A 19655-nucleotide genomic window follows, 5' to 3' on the forward strand; every position below is an offset into this window, starting at 1 on the left:
CAACTATTGCTCCTTTCAATTCTTATATTAAAGTTTTCCAACTAAGTCAATTCCTGGTTTTAAAGTTTCACTTCCAGGTTTCCATTTAGCTGGGCAAACTTGATCTCCATATTGAGCTACAAATTGGCTAGCTTGTAACTTACGAAGTAATTCTGATGCATTTCTTCCAACGTTACCCGCGTTAACTTCATAACATACTATCTTACCTTCTGGGTTAACGATGAAAGATCCACGCTCAGCTAATCCATTTTCATCTATGTATACTTCAAAGTCTTTTGAAAGTACATGAGTTGGGTCAGCAAGCATAACATATTTGATCTTTTTAATGCTATCAGATGCATCATGCCAAGCCTTATGAACAAAGTGTGTATCTGTAGAAACTGAATAAACTTCGCAGTTATTATTCTTAAATTCTTCGTAAAGATCTGACAAGTCTTCTAACTCTGTAGGACATACAAATGTAAAATCTGCTGGATAAAAGAAAAATACACTCCATTTTCCTAAAACATCATTCTTAGTTACTGTTTTAAATTCACCATTGCAAAGTGATTGTACGCTAAAATCAGAAATTTCTTTGTTTATTAATGACATAATAGTAACTCCTTTTTATATTTTATTTGATAGTCACATTATAACAAATAAAAAACTAATTGTAAATAATAATAATTAATATCAATTAGTTATTTAATTAACATTAATTAAAATGTCATTATGATTGTCCCAAATACAATAAATATTAAACCTATAAATGATATTTTACTTAATTTCTCATTAAAAAATATATATGAAAATGCTACAACAACAACTATACTCAATTTATCTATTGGAATAACTAAACTTACAATTCCATTTTTTATTGCATAATAGTAGCATAACCATGAAGCTCCAGTAGAAATACCTGAAAGTGAAATAAAAATTAATTCCCGTCTATCAATCTTAAAAATACTTTTATATTCTTTTGTTACAATAATAATTATCCAAGAAATTATAAGTATAACAAACGTTCTTATTAAAGTAGCTAGATTTGAATCAATGTTATCAATTCCAATTTTACCAAGGATTGAAGTTAATGCTGCAAAAATTGCTGAAAGTATTGCATAAACAATGTAAATATTATTCTTTATATCTTTATATCTTTGTTTCCTTTCAAGCATAAAGATTGTTCCAATTAAAATAAGAACAATGCCGATTAATTTAATTAATAGTTTATCTGTTTCTTTGAATAAAACTATAGCAAACAATATGCTAAGTACTACGCTTGACTTATCTATTGCGGCAACTTTGTTTAAGTCGCCAATAGAAACAGCCTTGAAGTAAAATAGCCAAGAAACTCCTGTTACAACTCCAGATAATAAAAGAAATATTAATGATTTTGGTGTAATGTTATGAATCAAATTAAAAGATCCACTTATAAAGACTATCAGCAACGAGAAAATCAAAATTATAATCGTTCTTATTGCCATAGCAACATTTGATCCTATTTTCCTTATACCACACTTTGCAAGTATTGATGTTATTCCTGCAAAAAATGCAGACATTAAAGACATAATGATCCACATTTTAAATCCTCCTAAAAATATTTTTTATAAACAATAAACAAAAAGAGTAATAAACAAACTGTTCATTACTCTTTATTAGATTTTATATATGTTTCGATGGACTTTATAAGTCTTATTGCTCTTTTCTTTGATCTTTTCTTGTAGAAAAAATTCATAATCTTAAAGTTTAAATCCATACTGTTTGTTTTACCTATAAACTCTTCTTTATATATAACATCAATGTTCTCATCATCAACTTCCTCGATATTATAATATATAGTATTAATTCCCATTGCAGATTTAAAATTTGCACCATATAACTTCGGAGAAACAAAATGCGTTATAATAACGTCAACCTCTCCCCTTCTACCGAGTTTATTTTTAAGATTCTTTGTATATTTAAATCCATTGTATATATCCCTTGGAACTAGTTTCTTCCCAGTTGATTTCTCAATATCATATATTACAGATTCTTCTATCTTACTAAAAAAATCCTTCGCACTTACATTAAGTCTCTCTTTTACTTCAATCATTCCTATTAAAACCCATTATTATCATGTAATTCTTTAAACCAATAACCAGACTTTTTAATTATTCTTTCTTGAGTATCAATATTGAGTTCTATTAATCCATATCTATTTTTGTATGCGTTTATCCAACTCCAACAATCTATAAATGTCCAAACCTGATACCCAATACAATTACTTCCTTCACTAATTCCTTTGTGTAACCAACTTAAATGTTCTTTATAAAAATCTATTCTATAATCATCCTCAATGCGTCCATCTTTTTTGAAACGTTCCTCACCTTCAACTCCCATTCCATTTTCAGTTACCATCCATTCAATATTCCCATAATTATCTTTTATATTTATAGCAATATCATACAATCCTTTAGGATAAATTTCCCAACCCCTATGTGGATTAATTTTTCTTCCTGGCATTATATAATCATCAAAATAATACTGTGGAAAGAAAGGAGCATCTGGGTTTGGCATATTTGCTTTTGCACAAACTCTAACCGGATGATAATAATTAACTCCTAAAAAGTCTACCGTGTTTTCTTTTATAGTTTTTAGATCTTCTTCTGTATATGTTGGCATCAAATCGTGTTTTTTGATTATATTAAATAACTCTTTGCTATACTCCCCTTTAACTGCTGGATCTAAAAAACTCTTATTTGCAAATAGCTCAGCAATTCTTGAAGCATCAACATCTTTTGGGTTATCACTTCTTGGATATGCTGGGGTAAGATTAAGTACTATTCCAATTTTCCCACCTTGATTTAGTGTGTGATACTCCTTTATTGCAGATGCACTTGCAAGTGCTGTATGATACGCAACTTGAACCGCAGCTTTTGGATCAACCTTGCATGGATAATGATAACAAAGTAAATACCCACATTCAACATGTACAATTGGTTCATTAAATGTAAACCAATGTTTAACTATATCTCCATAAAGTTCGAAACATTTCTTTGCATAATCTCTGTAATAATCTACAACTTTTCTATTTTCCCATCCTCCAATTTTTTGGAGTTCATATGGCATATCAAAATGAAACAAGCATACAAAAGGTTCTATTCCTTCATTTTTCAGTTCCTCAAATACATTGCGATAAAATTTTACGGCATCTTGATTTAATTTACCATATCCATTTGGAAACAATCTTGACCAACTTATAGATGTTCTAAAGGAATTATGGCCTGTCTGCTTTAGTAATTTTATATCAGATTTATAATTTTTATAAAAAGTTGATGTATCTTTTGGTCCAACACCACCAAAAAATTTATATGGCTCTTCCTCATACCAAATATCCCATATATCTTGTCCCTTTAAACCATCGTCATGAGATCCTTCGCTCTGAGTTGCACTAGTAGCACTACCATAATAAAAATTATTTGGAAACTTAATCATCCCTTTTTACCTCCAGATTTATTTTTTTTAAGCAAAATAATCCCCAATAAAATAATCACCAATCCTCCTACAATCATTATCATAGGATTAGGAGTTCTGGGTGACAACATAATACACAATAATCCAATTGATATTAAAAACAAAATCCAAGCTGATTTTTCATCTTTCATAATTAACTACCCTATTCCTAAAAATTAAGAGTAGGGAGATAACCCTACTCATTAATTTTATTTATCTTTAACTCTGTTTGCCAACAGAATAAAAGGAGTCCATATACAAGTAGATATGACAACGTTCAGTAATGCGACTCCTGCCGCTAAAATGCTACCACCTGTAGAGAAAAATGCGTAAAGCCCAACAGGCATTACCCAAGGTACTTGAATATATACAGGCGGAATGACTCCAATAGCTGTAAAGAAATATGCAACCATTCCACAAATCGGAGGAACAATTAACCAAGGTATCAAGTAAACTGGGTTTAAAACTATCGGCATACCAAATATTACAGGTTCATTTATATTAAATACTCCCATCGGCGCTGAAAGTTTCGCAACCGCCTTAGCATCATCACGTTTTGAGAAAATAAAGATGGCAATTATTAATCCTAGTGTTATACCTGATCCACCCATCTGCGCAAAAGCATCGATTGATCCTCTAGTCCACAAATAAGGCATTCCTTGTGTTGTTCCATTCTGTGTGAAATACTCCAAGTTTTTAAGAAGTGCTGGTGTATAAACTCCTTCAATTATTGGAGCCATAACATTTGATCCGTGCAATCCGAAGAACCACAATAGTTGCACTAGGAACAATACTATTATAACACTAAAGAAACCTTGTGACAAAGATAAAAGTGGCTCTTGTACCCATTTTATTATTAAATCATTTGGATATAGTCCTGTTAATGAGATACAGATCTGTGTTACTATTCCAAACGTATATATCGCAATAACTCCCGGTATAATAGCAGCAAATGCATTACTTACCGCTGGTGGCACTGATTCTGGAAGCTTAATTGTAACTTTTTTTACCATCAATTTTATATAAATCATTGATGATAAGAATCCTACAATTAGACAAGTAAAAAGTCCAGAGGCACTAGTATACCCCTGACTCATATACCCCCAAGAACTAACGCCTTGAAGTACAACATTATTATCATTATTTAGAGCCACATTGAGTCCCAAGTTTTTAAGGGTCTCAAATGCAGACGAATCTACATTTGGTAATATAAAATCAAAAATAGCACTTTGATTCATACAAGTAACAACTGCAGCAAAAGATACAATACCTCCTGCAATTGGGTTTACGTTATAAGCTCTAGCTAGATTATAACCAAACGCAAATGTAAACACAATTCCCAAAATTACAATTGAACCAAAATAAACATTACCATTAATATTAATAATTTGAGTCATTGACTCTACAAATTTATTTCCAACACCAAACCAAGTATTTGGAAGATCTCTTAAGAAAACATTAAGAAGTACAGCAATACTTCCAACCATTGTAATTGGCATTATTGCAACAAATCCATCACGAATAGCAACTAAATGCTTCTGACTTCCGATTTTAGAAGCAACAGGCATGAAGTACTTTTCCATCCATTTTAAAAATGCGTTCATTTATATCTCTCCCTAGATAATGATATAATCAAATACTCCTATGCCCTTAGTTACCAAGTAAATTTAAAGCTTGTTCTAAGACCTTTTCTCCATTCATAGTACCATAAGCTTGCATATCTATAACAGCAACAGGTTTATCTCCTGCAAGACCTTTCATTTTGGACTCTAAAAATCTAACTTGTGGTCCAAGAAGTAAAACATCAGCATTTGGCAAATTATCTATTGCCTCAGACTCAGAAACAGCCCAAATTTCAGCTTCTATTCCTTTTGCTTTTGCTGAATCCTTCATTTTTGTAACCATCAAGCTTGTTGACATACCTGCAGAACATACAAGTAGAACTTTAACCATAATAAAACCTCCTAATGATTTTGAAAAAAATAAATAATATATCAAAACGATATCACGTTTAAAATATTTAAGCAATCGTTTAGTTGAATTTTATCTTAAATTTTGGAAACGTTTAACATTAATTTAATCACATTTATATAGACATGTCAATTTAAACTGTGTTATAAAGTTACTATATTTTATTTGAAAAGTAGGTTAATTCAACATTTTATAAAATTTCAGATTTATGTTTCATTTAACTAGATAATTTTTAAGAAGTTAAAAATTAACAATACGAATCCAAAAAATTCTTAAAATAGGAGGGCGTTTCATGGATATGAAACCAATCAAAATTGTCACAATAGGTGGTGGTAGTAGTTATACACCAGAATTAGTTGAAGGTTTTATAAAAAGATATAACACTCTACCCGTAAAAGAATTATGGCTAGTTGATATTGAAGAAGGTAGAGAAAAATTAGAAATCGTTGGCAATCTAGCAAAGCGTATGGTTAAAAAAGCAGGCGTGCCAATGAAAATAATTCTTAGTTTGAATAGACATGAAGCTTTAAAAGGTGCTGACTTTGTTACAACTCAAATTCGTGTTGGAAGACTACCTGCTCGTATACTGGATGAAAAAATTCCTTTAAGTCACGGAATGATTGGACAAGAAACAAACGGTGTTGGTGGAATGTTCAAAGCATTCAGGACAATCCCAGTTATACTCGAGATCATTAAGGATATAGAAGAAATTTGTCCTAATGCTTGGCTTATAAATTTCACAAACCCAACCGGAATAATAACAGAAGCAATTTTAAAATATACAAACTTCAGGAAAGCAATAGGTCTATGCAACGTTCCTGTAAACATGATTGACGGTTTTGCAAAAATACTCGAAGTTAGTGAAAAAGACGTAACTATGGAAATACAAGGTACAAATCATTTCATATTTGCGACAGACATATTTGTAAATGGTAAATCAAGATTTGAGGAAGTTCTAGATAAATACGCATACTTATCAAAGGAAGATTCAATACAAATGAAAAACTTTATTTCTCTTCCTTACTCTCCATCATTTATAAAAGGTCTAAATGCAATACCTTGTCCATATCACAACTATTACTTCTTCACAAAAGAACAACTTGAAGAGGAACTCGAACAATTTAAAAAAGGAGAAGTTCGTGGTGAAGTTGTATATAAAACTGAAGAAGAATTATTCGCACTATATAATAAGGAAAATTTGCAAGAAAAACCTGAACAACTATCTATGCGTGGTGGTGCTAAATATTCTGATGCTGCCTGTAATTTGATTCAAAGCATTTACAATAACACAGGTGATATACAATATGTAAACGTAAAAAATAACGGTGCTATATCTGATATGCCAAATGATTGTGCTGTAGAAATCGCTTGTAGAATTACTTCAGATGGTCCAAAACCAATTGCAACTGGTAATCTAAAACTTCAAATAAGTGGATATATCCAAATGATAAAAGCATTTGAAAGAATGGTTGCTGATTGTGCTATTAGTGGAAATAGAAATCTTGCTGTAACTGCTCTAAACATGAATCCACTTTGTCCTAGTGATGCAATAGCAAATGTCGTTATTGATGAACTTATTGAAGCACACAAAGAATATTTGCCACAATTCAAAAAAAAGATGTAGCTTAACACTACATCTTAAACACATCATCCAAAATATTTCTCAGAAATTTTACAGCATCAACACAAACTTCTCTCCAATCATCATTTCCAACATACCAAAACTCGCCATTAAACATTCTAACTCCCATTTCTTTAAGAAGAGTAACATTTTCTTTAAATTCAGTATGCCCACGCCCAAATTCTATTTCTCTATAATGATTCGGTATTGTTTCTTTTAGATGTGCTGCAAATATATGACCTTCTCCACTCTTTATATCATCATTAACACTGTGATTATATATAAGGCTGGCATTCTTAAGATTTCCGATATCTGGATAAACTCCAAGATATGGACTATTAATTATATTCACATAATGCATTGCCTTCTTAACTGTGTCCATAAAACTCGTTTCCATAGTTTCAAACCCAAGCATAACACCCTTAGTTGATGCAAGCTCTACACATTTGTATAAATTCTCTTCAAATATCTTCGCAGTTTCATTTGTTGACTCTTCATAGTAAACATCATATCCAGCAAGCTGTATTATTCGGACTCCAAGATCACTTGCAAGATTAATAGCCTTCTCCATTATATCTAGAGATCTATTTTGCATATCCTTATCCAAATGCCCTAAAGGAAATTTTCTATGTGCACTTAAACATATAGAATTTATTTTCTGCTTGCTCTCAAAAATATCATCTCTAAGAGCCTTAACTTCATGTGAAGTCCATTCAAGTCTCTTAAGTTTTTCATCAGTTTCATCAATGCTCATCTCTAAATAATCAAATCCAAACTCACGACTCAAAGTAAGTTTATCAATCCAACTCAAATTTGATGGCATACTCTTCTCATACTGACCTAGTAAATAGGATTTCATTTAAAAATCACCCCTGACCATAATACGAATTTGGACCATGTTTTCTCTTAAAATGCTTATTCAATAATACAGGATCCATATGTTCTAATTTATTTCCAGTTAATTGATTGCTCAAATATGCCATATTAGCACACTCTTCAAGAACAACGGCATTATGCACTGCATCAAAAGCATCTTTACCCCAAGAAAAAGGTCCATGACTTTTAACAAGCACAGAAGGAATATGGTTCGCATCTATATTTCTTGTATTAAAAGTTTCAACTATAACTTTTCCAGTTTCAGCTTCATACTCTCCATTTATCTCTTTTTCATTCATATCTCTTGTGCAAGGAATATTTCCATAAAAATAATCTGCATGAGTAGTTCCCAAAGCTGTTATATCTCTTCCAGATTGTGCCCAAGCTGTAGCGTATCTTGAATGAGTATGAACAACCCCTCCCACATCTTTAAAATTCTTATAAATTTCAATATGCGTCATAAGATCAGAACTAGGTTTTAAATTTCCTTCAATAACTTTCCCATCTAAATCACAAACAACTATATCGCTTTCCTTCATAATTTCATAATCAACACCACTGGGCTTTATCAAAACTAATCCACTTTTCCTATCAATTGCAGAAACATTTCCCCAAGTCATAATTACAAGATTATACTTAGGCAATAGTAAATTTGCCTCAAATACATCTTTCTTCAAATTTTCTAACACAATAACTCCTCCTTAATCCTCAACAATATAAACAACTGCCTCATTAGCGGTATGATTTGCACTCAAAATCAAATCTCTATTTCCCTCATTTATCAAATGTAAATTTGCAGGTCCCACACCTTTATCTATAACCTTTGTTGCAAACTTTCCATCAATATATTGAACATAAAATAACTCAGCATCTAAACGCCTAACTCCAGCAATAAACGTCGGAACACCTCTCAAATTTCCAGACACAAGTGAGTGTGCAAAATCAATTTCATTTTCATAAGTATAAACTTTCCTATACTCTCCATCTATCATCTTATGGATATGAATTTTATTTCCATGAAAAGCCTCTATCGTCATAATTTCTTTAATTCCATCATTATCTATGTCAATAAGAGAAACTTCACCGATCATTCCATTCATTACCTTCTTTATACTCCACTCATCTCCTAAATCTATAGGTGGTTTAACCTTATAAAGCCCATCATCACAACCAAAATATCCACAAACACTACCATCTTCGTCATAATCTCTTGAATATCCATGATTTCTAAACATTCCATCTTTCAAAACTTGAACCTTCAATTCTCCTTCAGGAGTTTCTGGAAGTACCCCTACATAAATTTTCCCTGCACGGCTCCAATCTTCTTTACTATCTTTTAACTCAGCTATAGTTGCAACTATGAAATAATTAACATTCCCAACTCTATAAATATCAAATCTATGAATATATGGAATCTGTAATATATCTTTATACTCCCATTTTCCATTAATGACTTTACCCCAAACAACCTTAGCAAGAGATGGAGAAACCTTCATATAAAATTCTTGAATTGCAAGAAACTCCTTTTCCTTATTTGGTATAGGAATAAGTGACATACATCCTCCAGCCTTCTTCCAAAGTTCACAATCAAATTCAAAATCTTCTCCCTTAAAGCTCTCACAAATAACATCAGGGTCTTCACTCGCAAAAATATAGTGATTAACATCGTCATAATACATGCTACTGACTGCGTAACACCTTTTTATATCATCTAACTTTTTCTTAGTAATTTTCATCTTTTAATACTCCTTTACAAATTCTAAATATGAAAAAAGCTACCTCTTATGGTAGCCTTAATTACTTTATACCAGCACCAAGTAAAGACTCTTCAATTTCCTTTACTGAAATGACATTCTTTAATCCAATAACTTTTGTTCCTTTTTTCTCAGCTTCTTGAAACATTGGAACAAAATTCTTAGAGCATAATACGACGTCATATTGCGATGCTAATGATTTTCCTTCTGATATTGCACAGTGATAAATTGATTGAACATCTAAACCAATTTTTTTAATAACCTTTTCAACATTTAACTTTATCATCATGCTAGTTCCTGCACCATTACCACAACAAACTAACAATTTTAATTTTCCTGCCATAATATACACCTCAATTATTTATTATTAGTCTTTTCTTTGTAAGCATCCCAGTCTTCAACGATTAAAAAGTAAGTATCAGGTCTTTTACGATATTGAAGCTGTGGAATAGCAATTAAAATTAAAATAACTATGGCAATTCCTGCATAACCTGTAAACCTCATAATAACTGTAAATATTGGCCATACAGTAGCCCAGTCAAACATTCCTATATATCCTCCAAATCCTGCAAGTCCTACCCAACCTGCAATAAGAGCTGATCCAAACACTTGTATAAGTCCAGATATAAATGGGAATAACATCGCTGCTCTTATTCCTCCACGATTATCTGCATAAACAGCTATTACTGCATTATCAAAGAACAAAGGAACAAATCCTGCAATAATAAGTGTTGGAGATTTAATAATTAAAAGAATTAATATAGCTAAAAATTGTCCTAATGCTCCCATAATAAATCCAACAGTTACAGCATTAGAAGAACCAAATCCAAATACTGCAGCACAATCTATTCCTGGAACAGATCCTGGTAAGAATGAATTTGAAATTCCTTGAAAGGATTGAGTAAGTTCTGTTACAAATGTCCTAACCCCTAACTGTAATATGGATAAATAAACTGCAAAATTTAATGAAGTCGTTAATATATAAAAGAAAAAGTTATCATTTGCAGTAAGGAATTGTGATTGAATCAAATAATCTTTTCCTAAAACTGCAAGTATAATTCCAAAGAATATGAACATTAAACATGAAGTCGCAACTATATTTTCATTAAATATTGATAAGAATCCCGGGAATTTTATATCATCCAATTTCTTACCATCAGCTCTCTTAAGTTTTTCTGCAAGTTTTGAGAAAAGAGCTATACCAAACATTTGTTGATGAGCAATACAAAATCCTCCGCCATCAGTTAATTCTTGAGTAATCTCAACCGTTAAATTTGAACCAACAGCCCAATAAAGTCCCAATATAATTCCCATTATTACAAGTATCGAAACATCATTTAAAAATGGGAAACAGAATAATATAAGCCAAAAAGCAGTTGATGCCTGTTGTACTTGAACGTGACCAGTTGTAAAAACAGCTCTCATCTTTGTATACTTTTTAAACTTAACTAACAAAAGATTCATTACAAAGGCAATAAGTAATAATATCAAAACATTAGAAAAAGTTTTACCAAAAGCCGAAGACAAAGCCTCATTTACAGCATTTTGTCCAAAATAAGGATCAATAACAGCCGCACTTAAATTAAACCTCTCTTTAAGTCCAACAAGTATCGGCCTAAAGTTATTTACAAGTCCTGATGATCCAACCGATAAAATCATATATCCAACGGTTGCTTTTATGAAACCAGAAAATGCATCATATATAGGTTTTTTCAACAACAAATAACCAATTAACACCACAAAACCTATAAGGTAAGCTGGCTTAGTTAAAATATTGTTTGCAAAAAATTCCCAAATACCAATTAAAAATTCCATAATCATACTCCTATTTATTTGTATTTATCTACAATCTTTCGGAACATATGTTCATTATCAGCCTCCAAAAGCTCAAATATTAATTCCTCATTCTCCAATATCTCCATTAAATCCTGCAAATTCTTGACATGTTCATCATTATCTTGTATGGAGAGTGAAAAGAATAAACGAGCTTGCTTTTCATTATCATTAGGATCAAATATTACTGGTTTTTTTACTTTCATGAAAGCTATAGTTGTTTCTTTGCACCAATCCTCATTCACATTTGAATGTGGCATAGCTACATCCTTCATAAGAACAATATAAGGTCCATATTCCTCTACACTTCTAATCACAGCATCTACATAACAATCGTTTACAATCCCATTTTCAAGAAGCGGAATATAACTACTCTTAATTGCATCTCTCCAATCATCGAAACTTTCATGAAAAGAATAATAAGATTTATCTAATATTTTTTTTAGCACAAAATCATCTCCTATAAAATTGAACGGAACGGAACATTAGGTTCATCTGTGAAACAATCCTCAAAACCTCTTCTATAGTGATATTGACGTTTATCTTTGTCATTTGGATAAATGAATTTTCCTCCAACATCCCATATAAACGGCTTAAACTTATATTGAAGTACATCTTTCTTATACTCATACAACATATTAACTTCTTGAGGATCAGCTTTAAAATTAGTCCAAACATCATAATGGAAAGGAATTACAACTTTACATTGAAGTGCCTCAGCCATACGTAATATATCAATTGATGTCATCTTATCCTGATTTCCAATAGGATTCTCACCAAAAGATCCAAGAGCAACATCTATTTCATGGTCTTTACCATGTTTTGCATAATAAACAGAATAATGAGAATCTCCACTATGGTATATGCTCCCAGCATCAGTCTTTATTAAGTAGTTAACAGCTTTCTCATCCATATCAGTTGGACAAACTCCTCTAATATCTTCATCAGCTGTAACCAAACAAGTTCTATCAAAACTATCCAAAACTACAATTTCAACTTCATTTACCTTTACTACATCACCAGGCTTAACTTCAACGCATCTTTCAGCAGGTACCCCATAAGAAATCCATTTTTCTATACATTTCTTTGGTCCAATAAAAGGTACTTCTTTATCAACATTTTTCATAACTGCAGCTGCATAAAAAGGATCTATATGATCGTTATGGTAATGTGTGGATAAAACTGCATCAACATTTTTAACCGCAAATGGATCAAAAACTATTGGAGCTGCCCTTAAATTTGGTTGAGTTGCTCTTCCCCCTGTCATATTTCTCATTTGATGGTACTTATCCATCTCCTTAACTTTTTTAGTTCTCTTTCCATTTCCAAACCATAAGTCGATTGAAATATTAGTATTTTGGTGCGTTTTAATCCAAACACCAGTACATCCAATCCACCACATTGCAAATGTTCCTTTTTCTACTACCTCATCATCTATCTCTTCATTGAGCCAAGTTCCCCACTCAGGAAATGCTCCAAGTATCCAAGACTCTCTAGTTATTTCATCTATCTTATTCAATTTAAACAACTCCTAAAATTAAATTAAAATATGTTTTTAATTTACTACTGTACAATAAATCGTTTCAATAACTTTTAGGAGCATTTTAATTTTTTATATGATCATTTTAAGTTAATCAATTAATAACAAATGGTGTATAATATTTAATAAACAATAATTATAATCTAGTTATAATAAAATTAATTCTTCAATTTATATTTAATTTTAAAAGTGGTGAGTATTTTGAAAATATCCAAGAAAATAATCAATACTCGTAGATGCAAAATACTAATGGAAATCCAAACTTGCGACAAAGTATTTGTGAATAATCTTTCTGAAAAGCTCAAGGTATCCCCCCTAACAATTAGGAGAGACCTACAAGTGCTTGAAGACAATGGCTTTGTTGAAAGATTTTATGGAGGTGCAAAATTCAAAGAAGAAAAATTATGTCTCAGAGGAAAGGAGGATTATATAGATTCAATTGCAAAAATAGCTTCAAGGTATATTGAAGATAATGATGTTATTTTTGTAAACTCTAGCAAAATAACTTTAAAAATGCTCGAGTATATCCATAGCAAAAACGTAAATGTAATAACTAATAATGCAAATGCAGTACTTATAAACAACCCAAACATATCAGTTATTTTAACTGGCGGTGAATTAAACATAAACAAAAAATCCCTAACAGGTGAATTTGCAATTAAAACATTAAATAATATTGTTGCCACTAAATGCTTTCTTGGATGCAGTGGAATCACTACAAATGGATTTACTTCAATTATTCCACAAGAAGCATATATTAATGAATGTATGCTTAAAAGATGTGTTGGTAATGCATTTATTTTAGCCGAAACTTCAAAGATTGGGCGTGAATATAACTTTTTAAGTGCTCCAATCAATATGATAAACACTTTAATAACTGACGCATCTCCATCTGATGAGCTTATAAATATTCAGAAAAAAGGAATCAAAATAATTTATTCACATTAAAACATTAATAAAGAGTATTTGAAAATCAAATACTCTTTTTGTTTTGAAATTTTATTTACCCCATCTCTTAACTTTAACTTTTCTGGTTTTATAACTTTCAAATTTTTGAGCAAACTTCTTAAATCCACCTAAAAAGTTTTTAGCAAACTTCTTATTCCTATCATCCATAATAAAAGATTTTGTTTTTCTAAAAATCTCTTGAGGGGAAAACTTATTATATCCTATAGTATGAACAACATTTCTCCTTGGTTTCCTCTTACTCCTACTTTCAATCATTTGTCTTAAACTAGCTATATCAAATTTAAAATTCATGAACATATTCTCCCTTTATAAATTCTAGAAATTATTTAAAATATCCTTAACTTTCCTTATCTCTTCTTCGTTAGTTCTCCATATTTCATACTCACTTAAACTCGGTATACCCATATTAACATTCTCATTTCTAAATTCCATTTTACTATTTAAAACTTGTTTAGCTGACATATGAAATGCCTTTATTTTAGTTTTTAATAAGAACTCCTTTATAATATTTGAATTCATACCTGAGCCTGCCATTATAGAAATTTTACTTTGAGATTTTTCATGCAACTTACTTATTAACTCCATTCCCTTTAAACAATTGTTCTGTTGTCCAGAAGTTAATATTGTATGAAGTCCAATCTCTATCGATTGGTTCAACACTTCAAAAGGATCACGACAAACATCAAAAGCTCTATGAAGCACAACATTCATATCTCCAGAAATTTCCTTAATCTCTTTCATAAAATCATAATCAAGTTCCCCATCTTTTTTTAATGCTCCAATAACAATTCCTTCAGCTCCAGCATCACGAAAAAGTTCAACTTCACACTTAATAATATTTTTTTCATAATCTGTGTATAAAAAATCTCCAAATCTTGGTCTCAAAAGAACATGCATAGGTATACTGGATATCTTTCTGATTTCTTTAAATAGAAATATGCTAGGACTAGTTCCTCCAATTGATAAGTTTGCACAAAGCTCTAATCTATTTGCTCCACCATTACTTGCATTTATAGCTGATTCAACACTATCAACACAACACTCTAAAGTAAACTTATTCTCCATAAAGCACCTCTCCTAATTAAAAGATATCATTAATAAGATACTTTAAAATGATGATATTTTAAAGTATAATTTAAATAATAATTAGATTTAGATAATTTTGAGGTTTAATCAATGAAATATATTTTCATACTTTTAGGTGTTTTTTGTTTCATAATTGGAGTTATTGGGATAATTCTTCCCCTAATACCAACAACTCCTCTATTTCTACTCACTCTAATTTGTTTTGCTAAATCCTCTCCCAAACTTGAAAAGAGGTTCATTTCATCTAAATTTTACAAAAAATATTTGGAAGACTTCATGAAAAATAAAAGACTTCCTCTTAAACGTAAAATATTTTTAGTATGCTTAGCTACAACAATGATGTCTTTTCCTCTAATAATACTCGATAATATAATAATAAAAATATTAGTGGTAATGCTACTTGCATATCTTTATTACTACTTCTTCTTTAAAATTAAAAACTATTAGCTTGCATTCCATTTATAATTATTGTATAACTATAAGGTAATAAATTTTAAGGAGGTCTGTGATGTTAGATTACAAAGTTAAATGTATAATAAAGGATTGTGTTCCAGTATTAAGAGACCGTGGAGTTGAATTAACAGAAAATTTCTATAATTTAATGTTTACAAATAATCCAGAGGTTAGATCTCTTTTTGATGATGATAGACAGAAAAGTGGGGAACAAGCCAAAGCTCTAGCATCTTCGCTTCTTGCAGTTGCTCAGAATATAGATAATTTAGAAAAAATTCTCCCAACTGTTAAAAAAATTGGCATGTCTCACGTTAAAGCAAATGTTAAACCTGAACATTATCCAATAGTTGGAAAAAATCTTTTGCTAGCAATTAAAGAAACTTTAGGTGATACGGCTACTGATGAGCTTATTAATGCGTTTTCAGAAGTTTACAAATATATTTCAAAGATATTTATAGATATAGAAAAAGAACTATATAATACTATTTAAACGCTCAAAAGGAACAATAAACTGCTATTTTATTGTTCCTTTTGATATTTTTTAAGATAATCAGAGTTGTATTATAAATCTTTTTGTTATAAAATCCAAAGTAAAAGTAAACAATTTATTTAAATATATTTCTAAAACCTGAGGGGGATAATGATGAATCAAAACGCTAAAAAAATTATCGAAAACCATATTCCAATTTTTAAAAATAAAGGAATGGAATTCTCAAATAATTTCTATAAAATTTTATTTGAATATAATAATAACGCTAAATTACTTTTTAAAGAAAATAGCTTAAAAAATGATGAGCAAATAAAAGATACGTCGTTTCTTTTTGTATCCATCTTTGAAAACGTAAACAACATTGATAAAATTATTCCTATTATAAAAGAATTTGTAAATAAACATATGAACATAAATTCTAATATTAAAATAGACTCTTGTCAGATTATTAAAGAAGCTTTCTTATCATCTTTTAAGAAAACATTTAACGAAATTGCTACAAATGAACTTATAACTGCATATTCCGATATATATGACCTAATTTCTAGAGAATTATGTGATAAGAAAAATAATTCGGGATACAAAAATGAACATGAATTCATTCAAGACCCTTGGGCAAGAATTACTACAAGAAATGGACTTGCTGGAGATGAGGTTATATCTTCACTTCAAAAGTGTATAAGACGTGGTCTTGTTGAAGATGCTTGTAAATTTGCATATGAAATGTACATCACATCCCCACAAATGGAAGATAAACTTTGGAGAAGACTTGTTACTATAACTGTTGAAGATATTGGTATGGGTGATGTTAATGCCCCAATATTAATAAACACATTAAACGAAATGAGAAAAAATTACGCATATGCTGACGGAGACAGACCAATATTTTTCATACATGCAATAAGATATTTATGTGCTTGTCAGAAAGATCGTTCAAGTGATCTACTTAAAAATATAGTTATAAAAAGTTTTGCTATGGGATTTATTCCTGAGATTCCAGACTTTGCTTTAGATAAACACACTATAAGAGGTGCAAAAATGGGACGTGATTCATTCCACTTCTTAAACGAAGCAAGTAAAGTAATTCCCCAACTTCCAATAGACAATGACTATAAACAACGTTATGAAGAAATACTAAAGACCTATAATCCTGATAATGTTTGTAAATCAGCATTTAAATACAATCCTTGGCAAGAATAATAGAACGAGAGGTTATAAAAAATGAAATCAAGTTCAATGTTTGAAAAATTAGATAAAGCACTATCTCCTATAAGTACAAAAATAGCTAATCAACGTCATTTAAGAGCCGTTTCAACGGGTATGATGTTAACATTACCTTTAATTGTAATTGGTTCACTGTTTCTTATAATAGCGAATCCTCCGGTAAACCCTGATATAATTGATCCTAATACTACAAATATATTTTTAAAATTCCTTCTTTTATGGAAATCATTTGCTGTACAAAATTATTCTCTAATCACTACGCCATACGATATGACAATGGGACTTTTAGGACTTGCATCAGCATTCACAATTTCATACGCTTTGGCTAATGAATACAAAATGAAAAGCATAATGTCTGGTCTTATATCAATGTGTGTGTACTTTATGGTATCTGCAACAGTAATTGACGGAAATATATCAACAGCATTTTTAGGATCTGATGGATTATTTGTAGCCATAATTATTAGTCTTTTATCAGTCGAAATAACTAGATTAATAGAAAGAAAAGGATTCCAGATTAAAATGCCAGATAGCGTTCCCCCTGCAGTAACATCATTTATAAATTCAATGTTCCCACTACTCGCAAACATTTTAATAATCTATGGCATAAATGTAATAATAAAAGTAAATTTTGATATGTCAATACCTCAAGCCATAATGTCTATATTAAACCCTGCTCTTTCTGTTGTTGACAATTTATGGGGATTCCTATTAATTATGACATTTGGTAATTTATTATGGATTATTGGCGTTAACGGTACATCAATAATATTCCCAATCGTATTCACTCTTGGGATAACTAATACTGGATTAAATGCCGATTTAATTGCATCTGGTCAAGCTCCAAATTTTTTAATGAACTTACAAATGTTTAGGGTCACAGTACTTGGTGGAGCTGGGAATACATTAGGACTTGTAATTTTAATGTTATGGAGTAAATCTGTTCATTTAAAATCCCTAGGTAAACTCTCTATTATTCCAGGAATATGCGGAATCAATGAACCTATAATTTTTGGTGGACCAATCGTATTTAATGCAATATTAGCAATACCATTTTTATTAACTCCAATAATAACGGTAAGTATGACATATTTTGCACAGAAAATTGGATTAATAGGACTTGGATATTTAGTTGATCCATCATTTACTCCTTTCTTTGCTCAAGCTTATTTATCATCATTAGACTTTAGAAATGTTATATTTTCATTCTTTTTAGTTCTTGTAAGTCTTGTTATATATTATCCTTTTTTCAAAGTTTACGAGAAAAACACACTAATCAAGGAAGCTAAATAAAAACAATTAAAGGTATAGCAGTTTTAGCTATACCTTTAATAATTAATTTATGAAACTAACATCTTGATCTTTTGGAATCTCTATATATTTAATTTTTGTATTATTAAGTTCTTTTTTAAGATCAATACAAGAAATTCTTCTATTAGTTGTTAAAGAGAAATAATATTTCAGGCTTTCAGAGCACATTATATCTATACTTTGTGTGAACTCAAAATCTGATCCCTTATCTGTTTGAAGCCCAACTATTCCTTCTGCCATATAAACTGTTGAAAACATATTAAACATTCTTGTTACTCCATCAAGCTCATCATTCCCCTTAGGAGAAAAATTTTTAGTAAGAGCAACTCTTATAAAACGATCAGTTGAAGCATATCCTCCTGGGAATCTTAACCCCCACACACCAAAAGCCTTAAACTCTTTTCCACATATAGTATCTTGTTTTACTCCAAGTGGTGATTGCCCCAAATAATTCCTAATATTTTGTTCATGCCATTCATAGTTAGGACTATTTGTCATAACACCTATAGTATTTCTATGTACAGTAACTCCTCCTTCATTAGGTTCAACAATTATCGCCTCACCTGTAGAATCAAAAAATATAAAATGAACTCTTATTTCATTCCCAAATACCTTCTCACTACTAAAGTTTATTGCTTTAGCCTCTCTCTCTACCTCATCTAAAGTTTTACAAGTAGACAACATATAGGTAACTATAAATGACGGATTAACACTAACACTATAATTATCATTTGTATCATAACAAGCAAAACCTGGATAATTTAGAAGTGCACCCATAAGTCCATGTTCATTGATTCCATCAACAAGAAATGGTGTATCTAGACCGTTTATATTCATTCCTGTTACTACATATTCTGATTTCACCATACTCTTAGTTTCAATAAGTGTACTAAACTCATAATTCCTTGGAATAACAACGAATGAATTACTATCTAAATTCCCAAAATAATCATAAGTTCTTCCGAGCAAATGTTTCCCGTCAATTGTCTGCCATGAAAAACTACTACAACCAATATTCATATCGATTACCAACCTTCAAATTTTATAATAATTTAT

At 30.6% G+C, this 19655-nt stretch carries 23 protein-coding genes; 6 read left to right on the top strand and 17 right to left on the bottom strand.

The genetic code is table 11. The annotated features are described in order from the left end of the window. Positions 1 to 27: 27 nt before the first annotated feature. The 7 genes from ahpC to SFBMNL_RS05225 form a co-directional block, all read right to left on the bottom strand. Positions 28 to 591: an alkyl hydroperoxide reductase subunit C gene (gene ahpC / locus SFBMNL_RS05195; RefSeq protein ID WP_005805855.1), complete on the bottom strand. Its 564-nt coding sequence runs from the start codon at positions 589 to 591 to the stop codon at positions 28 to 30. Between the two features lie 107 nt (positions 592 to 698). Continuing rightward, entirely contained in the window at positions 699 to 1559 is an 861-nt protein-coding gene (locus tag SFBMNL_RS05200; RefSeq protein ID WP_042294740.1) for an EamA family transporter, read from the bottom strand. Positions 1560 to 1624: 65 nt separating this feature from the next. Continuing rightward, on the bottom strand, positions 1625 to 2071 hold the full coding sequence (locus tag SFBMNL_RS05205; protein WP_014017981.1) for a DUF3284 domain-containing protein: 447 nt from the start codon (positions 2069 to 2071) through the stop codon (positions 1625 to 1627). A 5-nt stretch (positions 2072 to 2076) separates the two neighbouring features. Beyond that, positions 2077 to 3453, bottom strand: a complete 1377-nt coding sequence (locus SFBMNL_RS05210) for a glycoside hydrolase family 1 protein (protein WP_005805843.1) — start codon at positions 3451 to 3453, stop codon at positions 2077 to 2079. Beyond that, positions 3450 to 3623: an LPXTG cell wall anchor domain-containing protein gene (locus tag SFBMNL_RS05215; protein WP_005805841.1), complete on the bottom strand. Its 174-nt coding sequence runs from the start codon at positions 3621 to 3623 to the stop codon at positions 3450 to 3452. Before SFBMNL_RS05215 ends, SFBMNL_RS05210 begins: the two co-directional genes overlap by 4 nt. A gap of 57 nt (positions 3624 to 3680) precedes the next feature. Further along, entirely contained in the window at positions 3681 to 5075 is a 1395-nt protein-coding gene (locus tag SFBMNL_RS05220; protein WP_005805839.1) for a PTS sugar transporter subunit IIC, read from the bottom strand. 46 nt (positions 5076 to 5121) lie between these two features. Then, entirely contained in the window at positions 5122 to 5424 is a 303-nt protein-coding gene (locus SFBMNL_RS05225; RefSeq protein WP_005805837.1) for a PTS sugar transporter subunit IIB, read from the bottom strand. Positions 5425 to 5734: 310 nt separating this feature from the next. Here SFBMNL_RS05225 and SFBMNL_RS05230 point away from each other — a divergent pair, with 310 nt between their 5' ends. Then, the gene (locus SFBMNL_RS05230; protein WP_042294741.1) at positions 5735 to 7066 is read left to right on the top strand and encodes a 6-phospho-beta-glucosidase; all 1332 of its coding nucleotides are present in this window, start codon (positions 5735 to 5737) and stop codon (positions 7064 to 7066) included. Positions 7067 to 7073: 7 nt separating this feature from the next. On the opposite strand, the gene SFBMNL_RS05235 is transcribed toward SFBMNL_RS05230, so the two are convergent. The 7 genes from SFBMNL_RS05235 to ulaG all read right to left on the bottom strand — a co-directional run bounded on the left by SFBMNL_RS05235 (position 7074) and on the right by ulaG (position 13045). Then, positions 7074 to 7922, bottom strand: coding sequence for an L-ribulose-5-phosphate 3-epimerase (locus SFBMNL_RS05235; RefSeq protein ID WP_007439843.1), 849 nt, complete (start codon positions 7920 to 7922; stop codon positions 7074 to 7076). A 7-nt stretch (positions 7923 to 7929) separates the two neighbouring features. Next, on the bottom strand, positions 7930 to 8628 hold the full coding sequence (locus SFBMNL_RS05240) for an L-ribulose-5-phosphate 4-epimerase (RefSeq protein WP_042294742.1): 699 nt from the start codon (positions 8626 to 8628) through the stop codon (positions 7930 to 7932). A gap of 12 nt (positions 8629 to 8640) precedes the next feature. Further along, the gene (locus SFBMNL_RS05245) at positions 8641 to 9675 is read right to left on the bottom strand and encodes a hypothetical protein (RefSeq protein ID WP_042294743.1); all 1035 of its coding nucleotides are present in this window, start codon (positions 9673 to 9675) and stop codon (positions 8641 to 8643) included. Positions 9676 to 9736: 61 nt separating this feature from the next. After that, entirely contained in the window at positions 9737 to 10036 is a 300-nt protein-coding gene (locus tag SFBMNL_RS05250) for a PTS sugar transporter subunit IIB (protein WP_042294744.1), read from the bottom strand. 14 nt (positions 10037 to 10050) lie between these two features. Beyond that, positions 10051 to 11508, bottom strand: a complete 1458-nt coding sequence (locus SFBMNL_RS05255; RefSeq protein WP_042294745.1) for a PTS ascorbate transporter subunit IIC — start codon at positions 11506 to 11508, stop codon at positions 10051 to 10053. A gap of 14 nt (positions 11509 to 11522) precedes the next feature. Continuing rightward, positions 11523 to 11975, bottom strand: a complete 453-nt coding sequence (locus tag SFBMNL_RS05260; protein WP_042294746.1) for a PTS sugar transporter subunit IIA — start codon at positions 11973 to 11975, stop codon at positions 11523 to 11525. An 11-nt stretch (positions 11976 to 11986) separates the two neighbouring features. Next, positions 11987 to 13045 (bottom strand): L-ascorbate 6-phosphate lactonase, encoded by a 1059-nt coding sequence (ulaG, locus tag SFBMNL_RS05265; RefSeq protein WP_042294747.1) that lies wholly within the window; start codon positions 13043 to 13045, stop codon positions 11987 to 11989. Between the two features lie 222 nt (positions 13046 to 13267). Between ulaG and SFBMNL_RS05270 the strand changes: the two genes are divergently transcribed. After that, positions 13268 to 14014, top strand: a complete 747-nt coding sequence (locus tag SFBMNL_RS05270) for a DeoR/GlpR family DNA-binding transcription regulator (protein ID WP_242838741.1) — start codon at positions 13268 to 13270, stop codon at positions 14012 to 14014. 51 nt (positions 14015 to 14065) lie between these two features. Here the strand turns inward: SFBMNL_RS05270 and SFBMNL_RS05275 are convergent, their stop codons facing one another. Further along, a complete protein-coding gene (locus tag SFBMNL_RS05275) occupies positions 14066 to 14326 on the bottom strand; it encodes a hypothetical protein (RefSeq protein WP_042294748.1) in 261 nt (86 codons plus the stop codon). A gap of 24 nt (positions 14327 to 14350) precedes the next feature. After that, positions 14351 to 15100, bottom strand: coding sequence for a copper homeostasis protein CutC (locus tag SFBMNL_RS05280; protein ID WP_042294749.1), 750 nt, complete (start codon positions 15098 to 15100; stop codon positions 14351 to 14353). Between the two features lie 171 nt (positions 15101 to 15271). Between SFBMNL_RS05280 and SFBMNL_RS05285 the strand changes: the two genes are divergently transcribed. The 4 genes from SFBMNL_RS05285 (at position 15272) to SFBMNL_RS05300 (ending at position 18581) form a co-directional block, all read left to right on the top strand. Continuing rightward, a complete protein-coding gene (locus SFBMNL_RS05285; protein WP_242821486.1) occupies positions 15272 to 15568 on the top strand; it encodes a YbaN family protein in 297 nt (98 codons plus the stop codon). A gap of 61 nt (positions 15569 to 15629) precedes the next feature. Beyond that, entirely contained in the window at positions 15630 to 16064 is a 435-nt protein-coding gene (locus tag SFBMNL_RS05290) for a globin domain-containing protein (protein ID WP_007439838.1), read from the top strand. 150 nt (positions 16065 to 16214) lie between these two features. Continuing rightward, the gene (locus SFBMNL_RS05295) at positions 16215 to 17264 is read left to right on the top strand and encodes a globin domain-containing protein (protein WP_005805807.1); all 1050 of its coding nucleotides are present in this window, start codon (positions 16215 to 16217) and stop codon (positions 17262 to 17264) included. A 21-nt stretch (positions 17265 to 17285) separates the two neighbouring features. Next, the gene (locus SFBMNL_RS05300) at positions 17286 to 18581 is read left to right on the top strand and encodes a PTS sugar transporter subunit IIC (RefSeq protein WP_005805805.1); all 1296 of its coding nucleotides are present in this window, start codon (positions 17286 to 17288) and stop codon (positions 18579 to 18581) included. Between the two features lie 42 nt (positions 18582 to 18623). On the opposite strand, the gene SFBMNL_RS05305 is transcribed toward SFBMNL_RS05300, so the two are convergent. After that, entirely contained in the window at positions 18624 to 19619 is a 996-nt protein-coding gene (locus tag SFBMNL_RS05305) for a linear amide C-N hydrolase (RefSeq protein WP_042294750.1), read from the bottom strand. Between the last annotated feature and the right edge of the window lie 36 nt (positions 19620 to 19655).

Source organism: Candidatus Arthromitus sp. SFB-mouse-NL (genome assembly GCF_000709435.1).
Classification (GTDB): domain Bacteria; phylum Bacillota; class Clostridia; order Clostridiales; family Clostridiaceae; genus Dwaynesavagella.